Genomic DNA, 24,663 nt, shown 5'->3' with positions numbered 1-24,663 from the left:
AAATACGCAATAAGTGAGGCCTGGAAGCGAGAGCATGCGTGCACTCAGATGAAATTTCTCTTCACGTATTCTTGAAATCTGGCGCTGTAGCTGTCGCCTATCGGGATGTAAGTGTCGTTTCCGAAGATGATGCGGTTGCGTTCCACTACAGTTATCTTTTCAAGATTGACAATAAATGAACGGTGCACCCGCATGAACATGGAAGCCGGCAGGCTTTCCTCGAGTTTTGTTATGCTCATTAGCGAGCTTATCGGTTCCTGTCCGTCAAGCACGATTCTGACATATTCCCGTTTGCTTTCTATATATCTGATGTCGCTGAAACAGATGCGTATGATGCGGTATTCGGACTTTATGAAGAGGTGGTTCTTGTCTTGTTTTATTTCTGGCAGAGTATCGTTTCGCTTGAAGTAACGCTCGTTTACCTTGCTTACCGACTGTAGGAAATCGGCGAGACTTATAGGTTTCAGCAGGTAGTCGGCAGCATCTATGCGGAATCCATCGTATGCATATTCGCTGTGGGCTGTTATGAAAATTATCTTCGTGCCTGCCGGCAGTGAGTTTGCCAACTCTATGCCATTGATGTCCGGCATGCTTATATCGGCGAATACAAGATCTATTGCATGCTCCTGCATAAAAGCGCAAGCCTCTAATGCACTTTCAAATGAGCTTTCAAGAGAAAGGTATGGCACTGTTTTTATGTATTCAGACAGTTGGCGTAGAGCCAACGGTTCGTCGTCTATGGCTATACATTTTATCATAATGGTATGTTTAGTGTAACGGTGAAGTCCTTTTCCGTGTCGTTTATTTCCAGCTCATATTGTTCCGGAAACTCCAGCTCAAGGCGTCTGATGGTGTTTTCCAGTCCTATGCCTTTGTGTCCATCATTACTGTTTGAGGAATGGTTGCTGTTTGAGATGCTGCATCTGATGTGCCGGTTGTCAGGGAAAGAAATGACAATGTGTATGTAGCTTTTGTTCATTAGTGACACTCCGTGTTTGAATGCGTTCTCTATAAGCGAGGTGAATATGAGTGGCGGCATTGTCTTGTCCGGGATGTCGTCGGGTACGGAATATGAGATGGATACCTTCTCCGATGTTTTCAGTCGCATCAGTTCCACATAGCTTTTGATGAAATCAAGTTCCTTCTTCACAGGTACTCTTTTCGATTGAGAGTCGTAAAGAACGTGTCTCATCAGTCGTGACAGGGATATTATGGTTCTCTTTGCCACTTCAGGAGAGTAGTCTATAAGTGCATGTATGTTGTTCAGTGTATTCATAAAAAAGTGCGGACTTATCTGGTTTTTCAGAAAGTTGAGTTCTGTTTGCAGCATCTCCCGGTTTCTTTTTTCCTCTAGTCTGAGTCTGTTCTGTTGTATGAAGAAGCGTTTCAGCAATATGTTGAACGAGATTATCAGCATGAAAAAGATTATCTTGTCCGACAGATTTCTGACACCGAACAGCCATTGTGACCTGCGTGGCACCATGCGCCGTGGCATGAATGGAGGCTCTTCGGGAAGTATAGCGAATTGTAGCTCGCGGCATAAAGGAAACAGCATTATTGTCAGAACGAGGCATACTGTCAGTGTGCATGCATAAAGTACAAATCGCTTCTTCATGAGAAAGACAGGCAGCAGGATGTTGTTGTGCACCGTGAATGCCAGCATGAACGGTATAAGTCTGATCCATTCAAGTATTATCCGTTCCCATCTGAAGTTTTCGCTTCCACCCAATATCAATACCGGAAACAGCATAAGGGCTGCCCATAGAAGTATGTAAATAGCGTTCTCGTTGATATTTCCTTTTGCAATATTCAAGTTTCTGTTCATCCTTTGATATGTTTTCAGTGTGTGATATGTAGGCGGGATGTTGTCTTTTCCTGCAATATTATGCATGCATGTTCTGCATTGTGTGTTGTTGACTTATTTATATTTTACCGCAGTATGTCGTCGACCTGCCGTATGACATCCCTGTTCTACAGTCTGCAAAATTATTGATTTGGCAGATGAAATCAAAGAACAATCTACATAACGTGGTGGAATGATGACAGAAAACGCATTATGCTCAATGAACGACGTTTCTTAAATATGTTGTTGCATGGCATGTGAGTGATGTTCATAATCATGACAATATGGTATATGTAAACAAAAAACAAGCAGGCATACCTGCGGTTTGATTATGGCCGCGGTGTTTGCCTGCTTTGTTATGATGTTGAGATTGCGTACCGACGTATTATTTTTAAGGTGTAGCCGGCATGTTTTTTCTTTTATCTTGACGTATTTTCCTGCCGCTTTTTCCGGCGCGACATCCATATGGTGAACAGCACTCCTGAGAGCACGAAGGCCGTGGCAGCTATGGCGTATCCGCCCGTCGGGCTCATGCCAAGTGCGTTCTTGGACACCGCAGGGAACGCCGTGCACACGGCAGTCATGAACATTGCCGGAATGAGCGTCACGATGTAAGGCTTCGATTTTATGGCGAGATATACGGTGATGGTCCATAGCGTGAACACGGCGAGCGTCTGGTTGGCCCATCCGAACCATCCCCACACCACGTTGAAACCGTCGGCGTCGGCTATGTTGAACCACAGCAGACCGAGCGTGGCGGCAAAGAGCGGGATGCAGATGTATATGCGCCGGCGCACACTGTGCTGCTCAATGCCCAGCGCCTCGGCTATGATGAGGCGCGCGCTGCGCAGTGCCGTGTCGCCGCTTGTTATCGGGGCAGCCACCACACCGAGTATTGCCAGTGCGCCGCCGAACAGTCCGAGCCAGCCCGACGATACCGAAGTGACCACCTCGGGAGCCTGGAGCGTGAGCGCCTTGCCCAGTTCCTGTGCCGCGCCGCCGTAGAAGAAATACATCGAGACCGTTGCCCATATCAGCGCTACGATGCCTTCGGTTATCATGGCTCCGTAGAACAGCGGGCGTCCCTGCTTCTCGCTGCCGGCACAACGCGCCATGAGCGGGCTCTGCGTGGCGTGGAATCCGCTCACCGCTCCGCACGCAATGGTTATGAACAGGCACGGGAATATTGGGCCGGATGCCGGACTCATGTTCGAGAGACCGTCGGTAAGCTCGGGCAGCGACGGCCATTTAATTATCAGTACCACCATGAGTGCCACAGCCATGAAGAGCATGGCGACGGCGAAGAGGGGATATATCTTGCCGATGATCTTGTCGATAGGCAGCAGCGTTGCGAGGAAATAGTAGGCGAAGATGATGATGCACCAGGCGTAAACCCACGTGAGCGAGTCGCCACAGATGTCGCCGAGGATGAGCGCCGGACTGTAAACGAACACCGTGCCAACCATCATCAGCATGAACACCGAGAACACAAGCATCACCTTCTTGGTGTTTTTGCCGAGATAGACACCCACAAGCTCGGGCAGGCCGGCACCGCCGTGACGCATGGATAGCATGCCGCTGAAATAGTCGTGTACGGCTCCGGCGAAGATGCAACCGAAGACAATCCACAGATAGGCAGACGGTCCGAACTTCGCGCCCATGATGGCTCCGAATATCGGACCGGTGCCCGCGATGTTGAGAAATTGTATCATAAATGTTTTCCATCCCGGCAGAACGATGTAGTCAACACCGTCGGCCTTGCTCACGGCAGGCGTAGGACGATTGTCGGGACCGAACACGCGCTCTACCACGCGTCCGTAAATCATATAGCCCACAATCAGGGCTATAACACTGATAAGAAAAGTTATCATAGGTCAGTTTGTTTTTAGTTAAGTGTGCGGAGCACTCCGCGGCAGATTTGAACATCTGTCATACAAAAGTATATATTTAATTTTTAAATGTAGAATATTTGCGCGTTTTTCTTTTGTTTTGTCAGTTCCGGAGGCGGGAACGTGGCGTGTCAGATGGTGGAATGGAGCGTAAGGGCGGCGTGTGAGGCATCAATTTTCCGGCGGCTGACGCATAATCCGGTGTCTCTATGTTCGTTCCGGGTTGTTGATGAATATGTTTTGTCGCCGTGATTTTATGCTTTTCATGCCGTTGTCTTGCGTGAAATCATTTATGGCAGATATGAAAACTCCTCATAAGGACATTGCTTATGAGGAGCTGTATGGTGTTGTCTGTTTTAGTGCGGAGCATCATTCGTCGCGCGCTATCGACGTTGACATGAGTCTTTTGGCAAATTCCCACACTATGATTCCGCCCGCCACGCTCACATTGAGCGAGTGTTTCGTGCCGAACTGCGGTATCTCTATACACATGTCGGAGAGGTCCACGACTTCCTGGTTTACGCCTTTCACTTCGTTGCCCAGCACCACTGCGTAGCGGCGCGACGTGTCGAGAGTAAGCCGGTCGAGCATTGTCGAGCCCTCGGCTTGTTCCACCGACGCGATGACATAGCCCTCGTCGTGTAGGCGTTTCACGGCTTCCACGGCTGTGGAATAGTAGGTCCAGTCCACAGAGTCCTCGCCTCCGAGCGCCGTTTTGTGTATCTCCGCGTTGGGTGGTGTGGCCGTTATGCCGCACAGACATACGCGTTCCACACGGAAGGCGTCGCACGTACGGAACACGGCTCCCACGTTGTGGAGCGAGCGCACGTCGTCGAGCACCACCGTGAGCGGCAGTTTCTCCGAATGTTTGAACTCATCTATCGTGAGCCGTTGCATCTCTATTGTTCTGAGTTTTCTCATTTTCCGTTGTTGTTTTCAGGCAGCGAAGCCGGCGCGTAGGGTGCCGGCTTCGTAGCGTTATGTATGTTTATTATGGTTTTGTATTTTGCTTTACACTGTCAGATGTGTCACCATGTGATGTCCACCTTCACGCCGTCGGGGTTGTTCTCAAACTTCAGCAGCAGTGTGTTCAGGTCATTGGAGTTCCAATCCCATGTGCAATCTTTTGTGCCTTCCACTTTCACACTCTTCGCCTTCTTGGGCAGGAGTATGCGCATTACGTTGGATGTCTGTGCCGGACTCTTTGCCACGAACGAGTAGCTGTTGGCTGTACGCTGCTCGTCATACTGGCGCGACGCTGCGGCAAGCACCTGTGGCTGTTTCTTGTCTTTCACTCTTGAGATGTCGAAGAGGAACGCCTGCTCGCCCGGTTTTACGGTCTTCTCACGCAGCACGGGCAGTTCAGGGTCGAACAGATCGATGAATTTGCCTTTGAGAGTAAGCGGAGAGTCGCCCGCCTCGCTCTCGTCAACGACTGCCGCAAGAGTGTAGCATCCGCGTTCGAGATAGAACGAATTCTTTATGTCGAGCTTGCCGTAGGCCTGGCGCACGGTCTCCATGAGCTTGGTGTCGCCGCCTTTCTCGAGTACATACTCCTTCGGGTCGTGGCGCAAGACATACACTTTGCCCTTGCCATATTCGTAAGTTCCCTCGGCAGCATTGCGCGGCATGCCCATCAACTCGAACAGATGTTCGGACGGAGCCTTGTATTCGTTGCCGTTCTGGTTCCACCATTCCAGCACGCTCTGGTACGGATCGTCGTCGCGTCCGCTGTATATGAGCTGTCCGCCGTCAGCCACCCACTGTGCGATGTGCTTATGATATTCGGCGTCGAGCGGCTTCATGTTCGAGTAAGACATGAGCAGCACCTTGGTGTTCTTCCACGTATCGGCATATCCAGTGTTCTCTATGTGAACCACAGAAACCGGTATTCCGCGCTTGAGAAGCGGCAGAGCCTCGCCGTAGAAGTTGCTCAGCTGCGGGTCGTCATAACCCTCCACGGGTTGCGGAGAGCGCTGGAACATGAGCGAATTGGCCATGAGCACGCTCACACCCTGCGATCCGCTCACGCGGTTGTCTGACAACGGCATGTTGTTCAGCGTGTTTATCATCACCTGCATCTGCGTTGAGTAGAAGCGCGGGATGCGTGCCTTCTCCTTGCTGTTGGCGCTTACGCGGTAGAGTCCTTCGTATATGCGGTCGGGCCAGGGCATCACTTCGTAGTCGGCAATCTGCGGATAGAGCAGCTGCGCGGTGAATGTTGCCTGATAGTTGCGCTTATAGTCCTGCCAGTCCTTGGCGCGGTCCTCTATCGGATCGGTGAGGAAGAACATCTTGCGGCCCGTGGGTCGTGTCATCGACTCCATGCATCCGTACTCCAGGAAAGCCGTCTCGAAAACACGTTCGCGTGCCTTACCGTTGAAATAGTTGGGCTCGCGCGACGTGCCGGTCCACACCTGTGCGATGTAGCCGTCGCAACTTTCCATCGAGGCGAGCGACGCTTCCGGCGATACTATCTGCCACTGCGAGTAGTTGAGCAGCGAGTGTGTGGGCACATAGCAGCGCACGTCCATGCCCTTCTCGCGGCCGTACTGCTTGGCGTAGGTGAACGCCTCGTCGAGCGCACGGTAGTAGAGATGATATTTAAGTTTGTTCGACAGATATGTGTTCTCGGCCGACTCGTGCTGAGGACGCCAGTCGAATCCGTAGTAGTCCTTCCATTCGCGCTTGAACGACTCGCTGTATCCGCTGCGCGCCCAGAACTCCGGTTCCTCGAGGAATATGGCGTCTATGCCCGCATCTATAACGGGTTTTATCTGCCGTTCCTTGAAATACTTCAGATAGTTCTTTGTCGGTACGATGTAGGGAATGAGATGTCCGTGCCATATTGTGTCGCCACGCATGGTCTTCTGTCCCTCGTCCAGATGCCATTTGCCGTCCCATTTGCCGGTGAAGTAGTCCTGATAGCCGCCCCAGGCAATGCCTGTCATGAAATGCGTGGTGTAGCCTCTGTCGCGCCACGACTGCACTCTCTGCCTGAAGGTCATGCCCGGCCGGTCGTCTGTTCCGTAAACCATAACCACGTCGGCTCTGATGTCCGTCACGGGTTTCCATTGTCCTGACGTCTGGAACGTCGTTTTCTCTCGCTTCTGTTGTGCCGGTGCGGCAACTGCTATTGCTGCAAGAGCCAGCGGTATGAGAAGTCTTTTCATCGTTGTTTTTTTATTTAGGTAGTTTTTTATGAATAACAGTTCGTAGGTTTCTTCAGGCAGTCAGGTGGTCATTGCGCGCCGCCGTTCTTCTCGCTGAACGCCAGTGCGTACATGCGTATCTGCTTCACCATGGCCAGCAGACCGTTGGAGCGTGTGGGCGACAGATGGTCTTTCAGTCCGATGCGCTCTATGAAATACAGGTCGGTGTCGAGTATCTCCTTCGGCGTGTGTCCGCTGAGCACCTGTATGAGCAGTGCTATGATGCCCTTCACGATGAGCGCGTCGCTCTCCGCAGTGAAGTTTATCACGCTGCCGTCGTAGTCGGCCTGTAGCCACACACGGCTCTGGCAGCCGTCTATGAGGTTCTGTTCTGTCTTGTAGCGCTCGTCTAGCGGCTCAAGGTCGCCGCCCAGGTCGATGAGCATCTGATACTTGTCCATCCAGTCGGTGAATCCGGAGAATTCCTCTATCACCTCGTCTTGTGCTTCATTTATTGTCATTGTCTTGTGTACGTTTATGTTTGTTGGATATATAATGCAAACTTAGTGATTTTTTTCCAATATCCGGCCTGTTGTCCCGAATAATTGTCCAGCCGCGGCGCATGGCTGCGGTTGTGGTGGCGTGGCGGGCGGTTATGAGGTGATGTTACGGGAGTCTGCCCGGATGAAGTGATGTCGCCGGACTGCATATTTATACATTCCCGAAGTAAAAAATTTTGACAAAAATTTTTTTCAAAATAGAAAAACGGAGCGGGGCGATACGGGCTTTATCAGCCGGATGTCTCTTTCACGGGCATCAGTATTTTCCGTCACGAACGGCATGAAAAATCAGACGGCTTCGCGAAACAGGCTTTATCATGGTCTGATATTGGCTTAGTCAGAGCGTGATATTAAGCTTATCAGGGGATGATATGGGCAATATCAGAGGCTGAAACAGGCTGTTTCGTGGCACGATAATGAGACAGTCGGACTGCAATAAAACGCAAGTGGCTGACTGTCAGAGCCGTACGCAACCCTCTCAAAACTCGAGAATTTACGACCGAAGACGCGGTTGCTCGAAAAAACGCGCGTATTTTCGAGTTACGGGTGAATATTTATTCATTTCCGTGTCCGTATTTTTGTATATTTATTCATTTCTGCAACGGAGAAGCATAAACTGCGAGGCGCAGTGTCCTGCGCCGTTTCTTATGATATGACGGGCGCAGCGGTGCGTAACAGAAAAAGCCATGCCGCCGGTTTTTTATTTCCTTCCGGCGGCATGGCTCTGCGGTTTATGTCTGCGCTGACGGCGGCGCTTATTTCTTCTTTATGCGCAGTATGGTCAGCGAGTTAGGCTTGAAGTCGTAGCTGAACGAGCGTGCGAATCCGCTGAACGTGCTTTCCACGGGCGATATTCTGAACGGCTGCTCAAACGAGTTTTCGTCGCGTTTGCTCTCCGCGCTGAGGGTTATGACGCGTCCTTCAGGCTCCACGTCGCCGTTGAGCAGATTTATACGGGTGGTGCACCGGCGGTCGGAGGCATTCACCACCTTTACTATTATCTCGTTGCTGTTGCTGTCGTATCCGGCTATACAGAACTTGCGCTTCAGCGGTTCGTTCTTGTGCGAGAGCGTCAGCCGGCCGTCCATGTAGTAGTCGGCGCCGTGGTCGGTTATCACTATGCGCACCTTGTGCCACTGTCCGCTGTCGAGCGAATCCTTTATCCTGGCCGATGCCACCGTAGAGTTGTTGTCGAAGAGGTTTTCGATGGCAGTCTCCACGTTGCCCCATCCGCCCACGTTGAGCATCCATCCTTTCTTCAGGCTCGGGTCGGTGAGGCCGAAATAGAAGAGGAATCCTTCTGCGCCGGACGTCTTGTTCACCTCAAACTCTATGACGCTTCCCTTGCCCGCCTTGCCGTTTTTCCATATCAGCGACGTGCGGTTTTCGGTTCCTGTCTGTGCGTACTCGCCGTCCTTCTGCTGCCAGCTGCCCAGTCCGGTTGCCCATTGCGACGGGTCGGTCATGTCGGCCTTCACTGTGTTGCCCTGCGGATCGGTTATGGTGAGGTTGCGGAAGCGCGTCTGCGTGCTCCATGTACCGAATCCCACGTATCCCTCCTGTTCGATAAACGGCTCCACTTCCTCGGCCGTTGCCGTGAAGTCGGTGTTGAGATTGTACGACGGACGGTTCTCCGCAAACATCTTCTGCACGTAGTATGACGAGCGTCCCACCACGGCGTCGTTCGACATCCATATCAGGTTGGTGGGCCATGCGCGGTCGTTCCTGTTTTCGAACAGCGGTGCGTACGACGCCATTGTCACGAGGTCGGAGTTGCGTTCCATGCCTGTGATGAACGCCGCCTCGCTCAGTGCAGCCAGCATATTGCCGCCGCCCACGCCCTGGTTGCAGGCATACTCGCCCACGTAAACCTTGTACTTGCCACGCTCGTGATTATCGAATATGCCGGCGTTCTTGAAGAAGAATTCAGGCGCTACATACCAGTGAGGGTCCACCATGTCGGTCTTGCGTGCTCCGCCTATGCCTCCCAGTCCGTGGTTGGAGATGAGCGTGAGCTGCGGATAGCGCGCCTTGATGGCGTCGTAGAACATGTTGAAGCGGCGGTCGTAGAGCGGACCGGAGTTCTCGTTGCCTATCTCGACGTAGGCGAGCGGGTAAGGTTTCGGATGACCGTCGGCTGCCCGGCGTGCTCCCCATTGGCTGTCGGTAGGGCCGATGGCATACTCTATGGCGTCGAGTGCGTCCTGAAGATATTCTTCAGCTTCCTTGTCTGAGCACGCCTCACCGGTACGTGCCTGGCATCCTATGCCCACATTGCACACGTACATGCCCTTGGCGCCGGTGTCTTCGCAGAAGTCGAGGAACTCCTTATAGCCGAAACCGTAAGTATTGTGATATCCCCACGTGTCATATTGTCCCTGTCGCGACGCCGGGTCGCCCAGTGTTTTCTTCCACTCCACGCGGTTGTTGAGCGTTATGCCTTCCACGATGCATCCGCCCGGCCATCTGATAAATGCCGGCTGAAGACCCTCTATCATGGCCGCCACATCCTTGCGCATGCCGTTTGGACGACCCTTGTAGGTGTCTTTTGGGAAGAGCGACACGTAGTCGAAGAAGTAAGTTCCTTCGGCGGGCAGGCTGATGGCGAGCTGCGCTGTGGAGATGGTGGTCGTGGCTTTCAGCGTGGCCTTGTATTCGTGCCACTTGCCGTCGGCCTTCAGTTTAAACGACTTGCCGCCCAGTGTGCGGCTTCCGCCGTCGGTAAGATTCACTTTCATGTTTCCTCCTCCGGCCGTGCAGCGCACGAACATACGCAACTTATAGCTCTCGCCCTGCTTCAAGGCGATGCCCCAGTAGCCTTTGTTTATCAGTGATACGCCGTTGCCCATGCGGCTGATGTCTATCTTCATCGATGTGGGTGCGGTGGCGAAGTTGGGCTGTTCGGTCACGAGTGTCGCCTCGGCTTCGGCTTCGCCAATCTTTCTCAGTTCCCATCCGGGATAAGGATCGGTGCCCCATCTGTATCGGCCCAGTGTGGATTTGCCCGTCAGGTGGTTCTTCACGTCGGGCGGCACCAGCTCGCCGTTCACCACCTTGTAGCCTTCCGGCATCACCCTTTCCTCAAAACTGCGGTTCATGAGCATCTCGGCGTACAGTCCGCCGTCGCCTGCATGGTTTATTTCCTCGAAGAATATGCCGTACATCGACGCCGGTACCTCCGCACCACGTGACGCCATGTCCACGTTGAGTGTCATGTCGGCGTTCTGCGCCCGGCTGTGTCCTGTCATGAGCAAAGCCGACAGGCAGAGCGTAAAAATTCGTTTCATATAGTATTACGGTTTTAGTTATCTGTTGATATAAACGCACTGCGTCCAGCACGTATTGTATGCAAAAGTATCTAAAAGAATCGAACTATGAGGAATGTTTTGCGCAATTAAGCTTATTTAATTGTCCTCTGTGCCTTGGCTAAGGCCTGTCGGTCATGCGGCATACCGTGCGTTTTGCAGTCTCTCCGGCACCGCTGGCAATTAAAAAAAGTGGGTAGGGGCAAATCCGCGGGGCAAAATTGCGTGTCGTATAAAATAAATGTTTAACTTTGCTTCTGGTGTTCACTGCGGTGGTTGGCCGCAGTCTGATACAATGAAGACACACTGATTTATTACCGGTAAACAATCTTTCAGACGCCGTGAAAGGCGCTGATGTATTAGAAAACAGTTATTTCTTATGTATAAAAGCAATTATGACAAGTCGCCGGCAACGAAGCTCGACGGTGAGTTGTGGAAAGGATGGGACAACATTTGCCGCGAATTGAGGGACTGTATGCCCGCCGGACGGTGCACGATGGTGATTGAATGTTATCAGGGAGTATATCATGACGAGCTGCGCAAAGGCTTCGAAGCGCTCCATGCCGACTGCTGGATTGACACGGCAGATCTGTTCAAACCGGTGGCCGAAATAGAGCGTATGACATATCCGTATGTCACGGACGACCGACTGTTCGGCTATCGTTCCAACTTCTCGTATGCCGATTTTCTCGACCCTGAAAAGACCGAAGATGCGCGCCGCAAGGTGAAGGCTGCCGATGGATTCACGGTGGTTTATGGTCACGGAGCGGCTCTGGTGGCACCCGATGCTGACCGCACGGTGTATGTGGATATGGCACGATGGGAGATACAGCTGCGCTCGCGCCGCCATGAGATAAACGGCCTGGGCGTAGAGAACAAGGCCGAAGGCGCGTCGTATCAGTACAAACGCGGATATTTCGTGGATTGGATAGTATGCGACAGACTGAAAAAACAGTTACTCGGTAAGGCCGACTACTGGATGGATACGCACACGGCGGGCGAGCCGAAGATGATAAGAGGCAGTCTGCTGCGCGATGGACTGGACAAGACTGCGCACCGTCCGTTCCGCGTGGTACCGTTCTTCGACCCTGCGCCATGGGGCGGACAGTGGATGAAGCGTGTGTGCGGGCTCGACCCGGAACGCCAGAACTACGGCTGGTGCTTCGACTGCGTGCCTGAGGAAAACAGCCTCTACTTCGACGTGAACGGCGTACTTTTCGAGATGCCTGCCAACAATCTGGTGTTCCACAACACCCGCGACCTGTTGGGCGGACCCGTGGAGTCGCGCTTCGGTCAGGACTTCCCGATACGCTTCGACTTCCTCGACACCATGGGCGGAGGCAACCTCAGCCTTCAGGTTCATCCCACAACGCAATACATACGCGACACGTTCGGCATATACTACACGCAGGACGAGAGCTACTATCTGCTCGATGCGAAGGAAGGAGCGACGGTGTTCCTTGGTCTGAAGACGGGAGTCGATCCCGACGAGATGATAGCAGCGCTCAACGAATCGCAGGAGACGGGCCGGCCGTTCGACGCCGAGAAGTATGTCAACCGCTGGCCGGCGAAGAAGCACGACCACTTCCTCATACCCAACGGAACCATCCATTGCTCGGGCGCTGAGGCCATGGTGCTGGAGATAAGTGCCACGCCAAGCATCTTCACATTCAAACTGTGGGACTGGGGACGCCTCGGTCTTGACGGACTGCCACGGCCCATCAACATCGGCCACGGGGCGCACGTGATACAGTGGGAGAGGCAGACCGACTTCGTGCGCCGCAATCTTGTAAACCACATAGAGCCGTTAGGGCAGGGCGACGGATGGCGCGAGGAGCGCACCGGACTGCATGAGAACGAGTTCATAGAGACCCGCCGCCACTGGTTCACGGGCCCTGTCACCCACAATACCGACGGAGGCGTGCAGGTGCTCAACCTCGTTGAGGGCAGAGAGGCAGTGGTGGAGAGTCCGTCGGATGCGTTCGAACCGTTCGTGGTACACTACGCCGAGACGTTCATCATACCCGCGTCGGTGGGCGAATATGTCATCCGTCCTTACGGCGAGGCCGAGGGAACGGAGTGCGGAACTATAAAAGCCTACGTGCGCTTCAGACAATAGACTTAAACCATAAACCGATAACAGAAACCGTAACATTATGAAAACACAATATCCTATAGTCATGACGCTGGACGCGGGAGGCACCAATCTGGTGTTCTCCGCCAGCCGGGGACCGGAGGAAATAGTCGCTCCCGTGACGCTGCCTTCGGTCACCGACAATCTGGACAAGTGTCTGGAAGTCATCAGAAAGGGCTTTGAGACGGTGCGGGCACTGCTGCCCGAACCACCCAAAGCCATAAGTTTCGCCTTTCCCGGACCGGCCGATTACGAGGCAGGCATCATTGGCGACCTGCCCAATTTCCCCGCTTTCCGCGGTGGTGTGGCGCTCGGTCCGTTTCTTGAGGGTTATTTCGGCATTCCCGTATTCATCAACAACGACGGCTGTCTCTTCGCCTACGGTGAGGCGTTGGCAGGCATGCTGCCCGAGGTGAACGCCCGTCTGCAGGCCGCCGGCAACTCGCGCCGCTACAGGAATCTTGTCGGTGTGACGCTGGGCACAGGCTTCGGAGGCGGCGTAGTGATAGACGGCGAGCTGCTGCGTGGCGACAATCAGGTGGGCGGCAATCTGTGGTGCATGCCCAACAACAGGCATGAGGGCATGATAGCTGAGGAAAGTGTGAGCATACGCGCCATACAACGGATATACGCTTCGCTCACCGGTGACCGCTCAACGCTCACTCCCAAGGACATATTCGACATAGCCGAAGGCACCCGCGAGGGCAACGCTGAGGCAGCGAAAGCCGCTTTTGCCGAGTTGGGCGAAGTGGCGGGATACACCATCGCGGCGGCAGTGACGCTGATAGACGGCCTTGTCGTCATAGGCGGAGGACTGGCGGGAGCATCCAAGTACATACTTCCCGCGCTGATGAAGGAGCTCCGCGCTGAGACGGGAACGTTCGCCGGAGCGCGCTTCAACCGCCTCATTGCGAAGCCGTATAATCTGGAAGACCCTGCCGAGTCGGCCGCTTTTCTTGGGAACAGCAGCAAGATGGTGACAGTGCCGGGCACCGGACGCACCGTGGAATACCACACCGACAGCCGCATAGGCGTCGCCATCTCGCGTCTGGGAGCAAGCCGTGCCATAGCGCTCGGCGCATATTGGTTTGCCGTAAGTGAATTGAATAAGAAAGGATTATTATAAAAACGAAGTATAAGACTATGAAAAAGATAATATCGGGACTGTTGTTCCTTGGCGCCGTATTCATGAATTGCTCCACCGCCGGCGCACGTTCTCACGAGGACTGGACCAGATATGTGGAGCCGAGAATAGGAACGGCGCACTGCCGTTGGTTTCATTTCGCACCCGGTGCAATGCCTTTCGGACTGGCCAAGCCGGGCCCTTCCACCAACGGAAGTCTCGGCAACCCGTCGGGATGGGAGGCCACAGGATATGACTATCGTGAGAATACGATAGAGGGATTTCCGTGTCTTCACGAGTTCCAGGTGGGCGGAATTGTGCTCATGCCTACCAAAGGCAGGCTCGTCACTGTGCCCGGTCTGCCAACCGACAAGGAGAAGAAGGGCTACCGCTCGCGCTTCGACCGCAAGAACGAAGTGGCCACGGCGGGCTACTACTCGGTGCTGCTCGACGACTATGATATAAAGGCTGAGGTTACGGCTACGCCTCGTGTGGCGTTTCAGCGGTTCACTTTCCCGGCAGGAAAGGACAACCACATACTGTTCAACATCGGAAACCGGCAGGGCGAAAGCGGCGCGGTGAAGGATGCGTATGTGCGCTACACTGCCGACGGACGTGTGGAAGGATGGGTCATAACAGAGCCTGAGTATGTGAAGAAATATCAGCCCGGAGCCACCGTCCCGCTCTATTTCTCGGCCGTTATGGACAGGAAACCGGCCGCATACGGCAGCTACAACGGTGAGAACCAACAGCAGGGAGCAGGCGAAAGCAAGGGTGTAGGCGCAGGAATGTATTTCACCTTCGCCATGGACAAGACCGAAACGGTGACGGTGAAGATAGGTCTTTCTTACACATCTGTAGAGAACGCCCGCGCCAATCTTACGGCAGAGGCGGAGAAAATGACGTTCGACAAGGTGCGCGAACAGTCGCACAAGGCATGGAACGACTATCTGGGACGCATCGAGGTGGAGACTCAGAAGAAGGAAGACAAAGTGAAATTCTACACCGGACTGTATCATGCGCTGCTCGGCCGTGGACTGGCGAGCGACGCCAACGGTGCCTATCCGCGCAACGACGGTACCGTCGGGCAGCTCCCTATGAAGGACGGCAAGCCGCTGTACAACGTGTATAACACCGACGCGGCGTGGGGAGCACAGTGGAATCTGTCGCAGTTGTGGATCCTGGCTTATCCGGAATACATGACGCAATATGTCAGCACGCATCTCCAGGCCTATAAGGATGCGGGCTGGCTGGCCGATGGTCTGGCAAACAACCGCTACGTTTCGGGCGTTGGCACAAACCTTCTGAGCACCATAATAGCCGCAGCCTATCAGTGCGGCATACGCGACTTCGACACGAAACTGGCATACGAGGCGTGTCTGAAAAACGAACTTGATGGCGAGAACCGACCGTTGGGAGCAGGCAAGGCCACCACGGCCGACTTCCTGAAATACGGATATGTGCCCCACCGCGACCGCGGAGAGGAGAACGCCGACACTTATTCGTTCTCGGCATCGCACACACTGGAGGCCTCTTACAGCGCATGGGTGATGGCACAGTGGGCCAATAGCATAGGCGACAAAAAGAATTATGACCGGCTGATGTATCTCTCCAAAGGATGGGAAAGACTGTACGACACGTCGTGCGACTTCATCCGTCCGAAGAAGGCCGACGGCAAATTCATCGACAACTTCAACCCGATGGAGGTGTGGCGCGGTTTCCAGGAGGGCAACGCATGGCAATACACGTTCTATGTTCCCCACGATGTGAAGGGGCTGGTGGCAAAGGTCGGCGCGGACGTATTCAACGCACGGCTTGACAGTATCTTCACTCTCTCGCAGAAAAAGATATTTAGCGGCGGAACTGAAGTGGGCGCGTTTGCCGGTCTTCAGACCTTGTACAATCAGGGCAACCAGCCGTGTCTGCACATATCGTGGCTGTTCAACGAGGCCGGCCGCCCCGAACTCACACAGAAATGGGTGCGCGCCATACTCAACGAATTCTACGGAACAGACGGCATACACGGCTACGGCTACGGTCAGGACGAAGACCAGGGCCAGCTCGGAGCGTGGTATGTCATTTCGTCAATGGGTCTGTTCGACGTGAAGGGACTCACCGACACCAATCCGTCGTTCAGCCTTGGAGCACCTCTTTTTGACAAGATAACCATACATCTAAACAGAAAATATTATCCCGGCCGCACATTCACGATAACCACCGAGGGCAACACGGGTAGCGATGCCTACGTGAACAGCTATGTGCTCAACGGCAAACGTATGGACGGAGTGCACCTGCCGTTCAGCGATGTGGTGAAGGGTGGCAAGCTGGAAGTGATAATGGACAAGACAGTTAAAAACTAAGACGCTATGGGAAAGAACAGTGAATATTCATGGCTGAGGCTTCTCCCGATTCTTTTCGGGTTCTTTGTCATGGGCTTTGTCGATGTGGTAGGCATAGCCACAAACTATGTGAAGAAGGACTTCATGTTGTCCGACACGCTCGCAAATCTCATCCCTATGATGGTGTTCCTGTGGTTTGCGGTGTGCTCCATTCCCACCGGCATCATGATGAGCCGCATAGGCCGCCGCAACACGGTGCTGCTGTCGATGGCCATGACGGCCGTGGCTATGATAATGCCGCTGCTGTCCTACAGCTTCACCTGTGCGCTCATGGCCTTCGCTTTGCTGGGAATAGGCAACACGATACTGCAAGTGTCGCTCAATCCTATGGTGGCTCAGGTGGTCGCAGGCGACAGGGTGGCAAGCGTACTGACGCTCGGTCAGTTCGTGAAAGCCATCTCTTCGTTCCTCGGTCCGGTGATAGCCGGTGTGGCGGCATCGTTCTTCGGCAACTGGAAACTCATCTTCGCGGCCTATGCCGTCGTCACGGTGCTGGCCGGTCTGTGGCTTCTGTTGTCCATCGAACGCGACACTCCGGAGAAGGAACAGACCGCAAGTTTCCGCTCAGCAGTGTCGTTGTTCACCGACAAAATCATACTTCTGCTTTTCATCGGCATCCTCGCTATCGTGGGCATCGACGTGGGTTTGAACACGAGCATCCCCAAACTGCTCATGGAGAAAGCCGGTCTGCCGCTGAGTGAGGCAGGACTGGGCACGAGCCTTTACTTCGTAGCGAAGACCGTCGGCACCTTCGTCGGCACGTTCATCCTTGCCAGGATTGCCGGCAAACGCTTCATGCGCGTCAGCATGGTGGTGGCCATTGTGGCGTTCGTGGCAATGCTTTTCGTGCACGAGTTGTGGCTGTTGTCGGTGCTCATCGTCGTTATTAGCTTCGCGTGTGCAAACGTATTCTCCATCATCTTCTCTTATGCGCTCCAGCACAGGCCCGCCAAGGCCAACGAGATATCGGCGCTTATGATAATGGGAGTGTCGGGTGGAGCGGTCGTCATGCCTTTCATGGGTGTGCTGTCCGACTCGTTCGGGCAGGTGGCAGGCCTCATTCCGCTGCTCGTCTGCATGGTCTATCTGTTGTGGACCACGGGAAAACTTGGTAAGTGACGGTCTTTTGCGGAGCACGCTGCGTGTATGTTTACAGCATCGACTCACTGACATGCAGACGTCAAGTGCTGAAATATAAAAAAACGAAAAACGGAGCCGGAGATGTTAAATAATCGCGGCGGAAACCGCGGAAAAATCGCTCCGTAGCGTACCGGGAGACGTTTGGCGCGAAAAAACGCGGATTTTCTGATTCTGCGTAATGCTCTGACATTCAGTCGCTTATATCATAATGCTTTTTGGCAGATATTTTTCTATATTGCAAGATGGCCTGTTTCAGCTTATGAAACGGGCCATTTTGTGTGCTGATAAAGTCCATATCACACCCTGAAACAGTCCATATCATGCCCTGAAACAGTCTTTATCGCACCCTGAAACAGTCTATTTCGCAAAGCCGTCTGCCCGCAACCGCTTCGCCATTCGGTCCGGACGGGCTGTTAGAGGCTTGTTTGCCGGTCCGCGATTTTCTGTAAGGAGAAAAAGGAAACGTTAAATGAAGTTCGCTGAATGTAAACAGATGTTAAAATAAATTTGCAAAAATCTGCGCAGCGCGGGTGGTGTTGGGAATGGCGCGAAAGGCTGTTTCCGGCTTCCGGTATATTCATGATGAATAGCCGTATGTGTTATCTTTCATGGCAGAATGGTATCGGGCGAAATGTGCGCGGGGATTTATGTATTAATGAACATCAAAGTAATAGATAGCGGTTTCCGTTTGTGGGGTATTAAAAAGATACGTTCACGCGATGTGAAAACCGGAAACGAAAAATGCATGCGCCGCTGCTTGTGATAGCATAACGGCGCATGCATTCTTATGTTATGGTGTGCGGACTGTTCCGCTCAGTTTTTGTTTTCCACCTTCACCAGCTTGAACAGCTTGTCGCTCGGACGCACCTTGTCCGGAACACGGAACGACACGCGTGTGCCTTTCTGCGCTGTCTGCACGGCGTGAGTGTCGTCGTGAATCTCCTCAACGGTGACATACATCACTCCTGTCGTAGGACCTGTGATGAGCATCTGGTCGCCTATGGAGAACTCGCAGGCCTCGCATGAGAACTCAGCCACACCGAGCTTGGAGAAGTATTTCACACCGCGTCCCACGTAAACCTTGCGTTCGGTGGCGTTTGAGCCGTAGTTCTTGTTCCATTCGCCCAGGCGCTGGCCCTGATAGTAGCCGTCCCAGAATCCGCGGTTGAACACGGTGGCGAGCCGTTCGTCCCATGCGTCCTTTTTCTCTTCGGTGAACGTGCCTTCGAGAACGGCCGCGATGGCTTCCTTGTAGCACTTCACCACGTTATATACATACTCCGGTCCGCGTGCGCGTCCCTCAATCTTGAACACCCTCACGCCCGACTTCATCATGCGGTCGATGAAACGTATGGTCTTCAGGTCCTTCGGACTCATGATATACTTGTTGTCTATCTCGAGCTGGCAACCCGTCTCGTTGTCGGTCACGGTGTATGAGCGGCGGCATATCTGCATACATTCGCCGCGGTTGGCGGAGCGTCCTGTGTTGTCGAGACTCATGTAGCACTTGCCGCTAACGGCCATGCACAGCGCGCCGTGGCAGAACATCTCTATGCGCACCTGCTCGCCTTTCGGTCCACGGATGTCCTGTTCCTCTATCTGACGGTATATTTCCGCCACCTGGTCCATGTTGAGTTCGCGCGCCAGAACAACCACGTCGGCAAACTGGGCGTAGAACTTCAGTGCCTCTACATTGCTTATGTTGAGCTGTGTGGAGAGGTGCACCTCCACGCCTTTCTTGTTGCAGTAGGTCATCACGGCTACGTCGCTGGCTATTACTGCGGTGATGTTCGCCTCGTGTGCGGCGTCGATTATCCGGTGCATGGTGTCGATGTCCTCGCCGTAGATTATAGTGTTCACAGTGAGATAACTCTTTATGCCGTGCTCGGTGCAGGTGGCAGCTATCTCGTGCAGGTCGTCGATGGTGAAGTGGTTTGCCGAGTGCGATCTCATGTTGAGCTGTTCCACGCCGAAATAAACCGAGTCGGCTCCGGCCTGTATGGCAGCCGCCAGACTTTCGCGTGAGCCCACGGGAGCCATTATTTCAAAGTCGTTGATTGTATGTTCCATAGCGTTTATGGGAAGAATGAATTGTTATTGCCTGATTTATAAAGACATACCGGCGCCGCAGCCGGCATTTCATGAAAAGTGCCCACCGTTAAGGTCGATGGGCATACCTGATGTTTTCACAACGGAATAATCCTTATTGTGATTTGCTTAAAATTCTTGGTGCAAATATACGAAAAAAACAAATACCGTATGCTTTTTCGCTTATTTTATTGTCGCCGCAGTGCGCAGTTGTGGCGTTTTGTGCATTTTGGTGCGGTGTGCGGCGGCTTCCGTGGCAGTGACGGGGTACGTGTACTGCTGATGCGGAGGCGATTCAGGGTGTCGGAACAACCGGGCGTATGGTGCCGTCGGCGTTGAATTCCAGACGGTCGATGCACACCTCGCGGTGCGTTCCCGGCGAGTCGTTCAGATAGTTGCGGTTGATGCGGTGATAGACGATGAGCCATTCGTCGCTTTCCGGCAGGCATATCACCGAGTTGTGTGCCGTTCCGTATATGCCCTGCTCAGGCTTCTGGCTGAGCACCACCGGCTGTGCGGCCACCTCTATCGGGCCGAGCGGCGAGCGCGATGTGCCGTAAGCCACATGATAGTTGGGCGAGCCGGTGTCATCGACCGACCACATGAAGTAATATATTCCGTTGCGGTAGAACACATACGGCGCCTCGCGGTAGGCGTAATCCTGAAGCGTTCCGCCCTGCGGAGTTATCACTGTGAGAGTCTTTTTCTTTATCGACATCATGTCCTTGTTGAGCTCCGCGCCGGCCATATAGCCGTTGCCCCAGTAAAGATACGATTTGCCAGACACCGGATCGGTAAAAACATCGACGTCTATCTGCTGTCCGTGGCCCACCGGCGAATCGGTTATCATCGGCTTGCCCGAGTCCTTGAACGGTCCTGTGGGTGTGTCGCCGGTTGCCACGCCTATCTGTTTGCCCTTGCCGTCCTTGGAGTTTCCGCTGTAGTAGAAGAAATATTTGTACCGGCCTTTTATCTTTTTCTCGATGATGCACGGTGCCCATGCGTTGCCGTCGGCCCATACGGCGTCGCCCGCCTTCAGGTCGAGTACGGTGCCAGCTTCGGTCCAGTTTCGGGTGTCGGACGACTCGAACACAGTGAAATGAGCGCCGCCCCAGCCCGGCACGCCGTCGGTAGTGGAGTAGATGTAGTAGCGGCCGGTCTGTTCGGAATAGAGAATCTCAGGGTCGGCATGAAATCCGGTGAGCATCGGGTTGCGCGGAATTGTTACACCTTCGGGCAGTCCCCACTTGTCGGTGAGGCGCTTCATCTCGTCGCGTGTGACGGCCATCACCGTGCCGTGGCGCGGATGGAAGTCCATCGTTACGTCGCTGTCTATCACGCGGAAGTGCTCCAGGTCGGTGGTTTCGGTGAACTGGTAGCGGCCGTTCATGTACATGTCGTACATCAGTATGTACTTGTCGGTGCCCGACAGCTTGAATGTTCCCGCGCCCTCCACGGCCTGATCGGTCTGCTGTTTGTAGTCGGGGCTTTCGGTCCAGCGGCCGGATGTCAGTTCATCGGTGACGGCAACCTTTATTCCGTTGCCGTGTCCTTCGGTCTTGTAGAACAGATGATATTTTCCGTCCTTATACACAATGTCGCCGTCGATGCACGACTTGCGGTCGGCGGGGATGAACAACGGACGCGGCTCGCCCGTAAGTCCGGTGAACGAGTCGTTGGCGTAGGCGTAATAGATGATGTCCGGTCCGTCGCCGTGCTTCATCGACCAGTATATCATGTATTTGTTCGCCTTGTGATCATAGATGGTCTGCGGTGCCCACACACGCTTTAGATCGTCCTGTCCTTCGTAGGTCTGCTGTATGTTGATAATGGAGTGCGACCAGTTGATGAGGTCCTCCGACTTGAGCAGAACCATGGCGCGGTTGGAGTCCCATCCGTTGGCCGACACCATGTCGGTGGCCACCATGTAGAACGTATGGCCGTCTTCGCCGCGCAGGATGTGCGGGTCGCGCACTCCGCCTGTGGAGCTGATGACCTTCGAGTCGATCACCGGGCGGCCGCCATTGAGCTTGTGCCACGACAGTCCGTCGTTGCTAAGGGCGAAGCAGATGGCCTCCTGGCTTATGTCGTTGCCTGTGAAATAAACAAAAAGATAGCCGGCCATGTCCTTCTCCTCAACGGCTGCCGCGCGTGCGGTAGTCGTTGTCAGAGAGATGATGACCGCAATTATTACAAATAGTCTTTTCCTCATTATATGCTGTTTTTGATAGTTTCGTTTTGTGGTATGGCTGCATGTGTACGGCCATATTCCGTTGTCAATATACGAATATGCGGTAGTCCTTGGTCAGTCCGGCGGCGTCCTGTCCTGTGGCGGGCAGATACTCCAGCGCGCCGATGGTCTGTTCGGCACCCATGTCGATGACGAGCAGATGTGGCATGGATGCGCCGTAGGTGGTGCTCCACCATGTAGATTCCTGAAGGTCGAACGCCTTGTCGCCCGTGTGGTTGCCGTTGTCGGCGTCCTCGCTGTCGGCATATTTCGTGCTCCATGAGCTGCGGTCGATGCGTCGTCCGTCGGTATCCTGCACGTAGATTTCGGCTATTGCCGCTATCTCGCTGCCGTCGTGGGTTGACGAACACTCAATGGCCAGATAGCGTCCGCGTGCCGGTGCATTGAACTTCACGGTCTGCCATGCGCGTCCCTGTGCGAACTGGCCTGCCGCTGCGGGCGTTGCCGAGTTGAGGTCGGGGCGGTCGCCCGGATTGTTGTGGCGGTTGCTCTTCTCCGTCTGCAGCTTGTCGAGCTCGGGACGGTCCTGTCCCCATGTCTCAGCCATGACTGGTCCTGCCACGTCGAGCACCACAATCTCGTTGCGTCCTTTCTTCAGCCAGCATCCCGGCACGTAGAGAGTCTGCTGCGGACCGATGCTCCAGAAGCGGCCGATGGCGTGTCCGTTCACATAGACGAGGCCCTTGCCCCACGTCTCCATGTTGATGAACGTGTCGCCGGTCTTCTTCAGATTGAAAAAGCCGCGGTAGTATCCGGCTCGCGAATCGAGCTTCAGTCCCATCGACTCACCGTCATTGAAGCGCTTGAAGGCGCGCAGGGCGTGGTCGTAGGAGTCGGGCAGTGTGCGCATGGTCCAGTCGTTCAACTTCCATGTCACGTCGTCTCCATCGACGTTGGCCATTATGGTGACTTCGCCGGTGAGTCCCTTGAAGTCTTTTATGGCGCGGCCGAAGTTGATGCGTCCCATGCCTTCGACAACGATGTCGAGCCTACTGCCACGGCTCACTGGCGGCAGACTGACTGTCGTCTCGTTGCGCACGCGGTCGGTGCGGCCTATGTAGCGGCCGTCCACATAAACCATGGCGTAGTCGTGAGCGTCTTTCATGGCGAGTGTGGACGGTGTATTTATCTCGGGCAGAGAGGTGGAGTAGATTACCGTTCCCCATCCCATGTCAAGCTCTTCGAAGGTCAGCGGACTGCGTGCTACGCACATACTGTCGGTGCCGAACACCAGGGGTGCGTATTCGTTGAGGCTGAAGCGCGGAATGCTTATCAGCTCAGTGGCCGGTTTGGGTACGGAGGGCAGACGCTTGTCGGAGTATTTCTCCATTGTGCGGCGCAACTCGTAGTATTTTGGTGTGGCCTGTCCGTATTCGTTGATGGGTGCGTCGTAGTCGTAGGATGTCACGTCAGGAGCGAATCCCGGTGAGTTGGCGCCGGCCCAGTGGCCGAACGATGTGCCGCCGTGGGTCATGTAGAGCGAGAACGAAATGCCTTTGGACAGCATCTCGTCTATGCCTGCCACCATTGCCGATGCGGGGCGTGTCTCATGACGGGCGCCCCACTTGTCGAACCATCCGCTCCAGAACTCCGAGCACATCAGCGGCGACTCGGGCCGCAGTTCGCGCAGACGGCTGAACTGACTGTCGATGTCGGAGCCCGTGCCGAAGTTCATTGTCCACACCAGATCGTCCAGTCCGTTGCGTGTGAAGTTGCTCGCCCAGTCGCACTGGAAGAGCGTGACCTTGTCGAATCCCGACTGGCGCACGATATCACGTATGGCACTCACGTAAGCCTTATCCTCGCCGTAGGAGCCGTATTCGTTCTCCACCTGCACCATGATTATCGGTCCTCCGTTCTGAATGGTGAGCGGAGCGAGCTGTTCGCCCACCTTCGCCATGAACTTGGATACGCGGTCCATGAAGTAAGGATCCTGCTCGCGCAGGTGTATATCCTTCTTTTTGAGCAGCCACCAGGGTAGTCCGCCCATCTCCCACTCGGCGCACACGTAAGGTCCGGGGCGCACTATGACGTACATGCCATTCTTCTGTGCCAGGCGGCAGAAGGCGGCGATGTCGTTCTGTCCGGTGAAGTTGAATTCGCCTTCACGCTGTTCGTGTATGTTCCAGAACACGTAGAGGCAGATGGTGTTCATGCCGAGTGCGCGGCACATCTTGATGCGGTGCTCCCAGTAAGGGCGCGGAATGCGCGGATAGTGCAGTTCGGCAGCCTTCACCACGAAGGGTTTGCCGTTGAGCAGAAACGTCTTTTTACCGGCGGTGAACGTACCGCCACCGTTGTCGGCGGCACATGTAGTGCGGCCCGCGAATGCCATTATGGCCACGAGCAGCAGGGTGCGTAGAAAGGATGATTTCATCATTTTTGTTTTTAGGTTTTTGTTTCTTCAGCCACGGTGTTGTAGGGTCGTGACTGCCGGAGGTGTCCCGGTGTCAGTAGAGAAGGGCTTTGACGCAAATCGTGGAAATACATACCGTTATGGACGCTTGCGGCAATGCCCTCATGCAAAATTAATATTTTATTTGCAAATATCAAAAATTACATACACATATACAAGTGTGTGTGAAGGCATTGTGTGGTTTCCCGATGTGTAATAATGTCTTTTTTATGGTGCAGAACAGGCTTTATGATCATGCGATATGTGCTATATCATGCCATGCCATGATATGTACTTTTTCACACTGCGGAACGGCCCATTCCGTAGTGCGTGACATGTCATACGGATGATGTGAATGGTTTAAACCGATAATTGCCGGTAGTT

At 54.0% G+C, this 24,663-nt stretch carries 14 protein-coding genes; 4 read left to right on the top strand and 10 right to left on the bottom strand.

Going from position 1 to position 24,663, the window contains the following annotated elements; translation table 11 throughout:
- Positions 1 to 44: 44 nt before the first annotated feature.
- The 7 genes from WKT13_RS01305 to WKT13_RS01275 form a co-directional block, all read right to left on the bottom strand.
- Positions 45 to 758, bottom strand: a complete 714-nt coding sequence (locus WKT13_RS01305; protein WP_340322486.1) for a LytR/AlgR family response regulator transcription factor — start codon at positions 756 to 758, stop codon at positions 45 to 47.
- The gene (locus tag WKT13_RS01300) at positions 755 to 1,825 is read right to left on the bottom strand and encodes a sensor histidine kinase (protein ID WP_340322485.1); all 1,071 of its coding nucleotides are present in this window, start codon (positions 1,823 to 1,825) and stop codon (positions 755 to 757) included. Before WKT13_RS01300 ends, WKT13_RS01305 begins: the two co-directional genes overlap by 4 nt.
- A 437-nt stretch (positions 1,826 to 2,262) precedes the next feature.
- The gene (locus WKT13_RS01295; RefSeq protein WP_340322484.1) at positions 2,263 to 3,714 is read right to left on the bottom strand and encodes a carbon starvation CstA family protein; all 1,452 of its coding nucleotides are present in this window, start codon (positions 3,712 to 3,714) and stop codon (positions 2,263 to 2,265) included.
- 387 nt (positions 3,715 to 4,101) lie between these two features.
- The gene (locus WKT13_RS01290) at positions 4,102 to 4,653 is read right to left on the bottom strand and encodes an RNA methyltransferase (protein WP_302218695.1); all 552 of its coding nucleotides are present in this window, start codon (positions 4,651 to 4,653) and stop codon (positions 4,102 to 4,104) included.
- 107 nt (positions 4,654 to 4,760) lie between these two features.
- Positions 4,761 to 6,905 (bottom strand): hypothetical protein, encoded by a 2,145-nt coding sequence (locus WKT13_RS01285; protein ID WP_340322483.1) that lies wholly within the window; start codon positions 6,903 to 6,905, stop codon positions 4,761 to 4,763.
- Positions 6,906 to 6,973: 68 nt separating this feature from the next.
- Complete coding sequence (locus tag WKT13_RS01280) at positions 6,974 to 7,405, bottom strand: SufE family protein (protein ID WP_340322482.1); 432 nt, start codon at positions 7,403 to 7,405, stop codon at positions 6,974 to 6,976.
- Positions 7,406 to 8,199: 794 nt separating this feature from the next.
- Positions 8,200 to 10,731 (bottom strand): alpha-L-arabinofuranosidase C-terminal domain-containing protein, encoded by a 2,532-nt coding sequence (locus WKT13_RS01275; protein ID WP_340322481.1) that lies wholly within the window; start codon positions 10,729 to 10,731, stop codon positions 8,200 to 8,202.
- Between the two features lie 397 nt (positions 10,732 to 11,128).
- Between WKT13_RS01275 and WKT13_RS01270 the strand changes: the two genes are divergently transcribed.
- From WKT13_RS01270 to WKT13_RS01255, 4 genes are read left to right on the top strand one after another with little or no spacing between them, the layout of a single operon-like run.
- Positions 11,129 to 12,868: a class I mannose-6-phosphate isomerase gene (locus WKT13_RS01270; protein WP_340322480.1), complete on the top strand. Its 1,740-nt coding sequence runs from the start codon at positions 11,129 to 11,131 to the stop codon at positions 12,866 to 12,868.
- A 37-nt stretch (positions 12,869 to 12,905) separates the two neighbouring features.
- Positions 12,906 to 14,009 carry an ROK family protein gene (locus WKT13_RS01265; protein WP_340322479.1) on the top strand — a complete coding sequence of 368 codons (1,104 nt, stop codon included), beginning with the start codon at positions 12,906 to 12,908 and terminating at the stop codon, positions 14,007 to 14,009.
- A gap of 17 nt (positions 14,010 to 14,026) precedes the next feature.
- The gene (locus tag WKT13_RS01260; protein WP_340322478.1) at positions 14,027 to 16,366 is read left to right on the top strand and encodes a GH92 family glycosyl hydrolase; all 2,340 of its coding nucleotides are present in this window, start codon (positions 14,027 to 14,029) and stop codon (positions 16,364 to 16,366) included.
- Between the two features lie 6 nt (positions 16,367 to 16,372).
- Complete coding sequence (locus WKT13_RS01255; protein WP_340322477.1) at positions 16,373 to 17,524, top strand: MFS transporter; 1,152 nt, start codon at positions 16,373 to 16,375, stop codon at positions 17,522 to 17,524.
- Between the two features lie 834 nt (positions 17,525 to 18,358).
- On the opposite strand, the gene WKT13_RS01250 is transcribed toward WKT13_RS01255, so the two are convergent.
- The 3 genes from WKT13_RS01250 to WKT13_RS01240 all read right to left on the bottom strand — a co-directional run bounded on the left by WKT13_RS01250 (position 18,359) and on the right by WKT13_RS01240 (position 24,264).
- Positions 18,359 to 19,615 (bottom strand): peptidase U32 family protein, encoded by a 1,257-nt coding sequence (locus WKT13_RS01250; protein ID WP_340322476.1) that lies wholly within the window; start codon positions 19,613 to 19,615, stop codon positions 18,359 to 18,361.
- Between the two features lie 313 nt (positions 19,616 to 19,928).
- Entirely contained in the window at positions 19,929 to 21,845 is a 1,917-nt protein-coding gene (locus WKT13_RS01245) for a family 43 glycosylhydrolase (RefSeq protein WP_340322475.1), read from the bottom strand.
- 64 nt (positions 21,846 to 21,909) lie between these two features.
- Complete coding sequence (locus WKT13_RS01240) at positions 21,910 to 24,264, bottom strand: beta-galactosidase (protein ID WP_340322474.1); 2,355 nt, start codon at positions 24,262 to 24,264, stop codon at positions 21,910 to 21,912.
- Positions 24,265 to 24,663 lie beyond the last annotated feature (399 nt).

Origin of the sequence: Prevotella sp. HCN-7019, assembly GCF_037890215.1 — a bacterium.
Classification (GTDB): domain Bacteria; phylum Bacteroidota; class Bacteroidia; order Bacteroidales; family Bacteroidaceae; genus Prevotella.
This window is presented reverse-complemented; position numbering and strand designations above follow the sequence as displayed.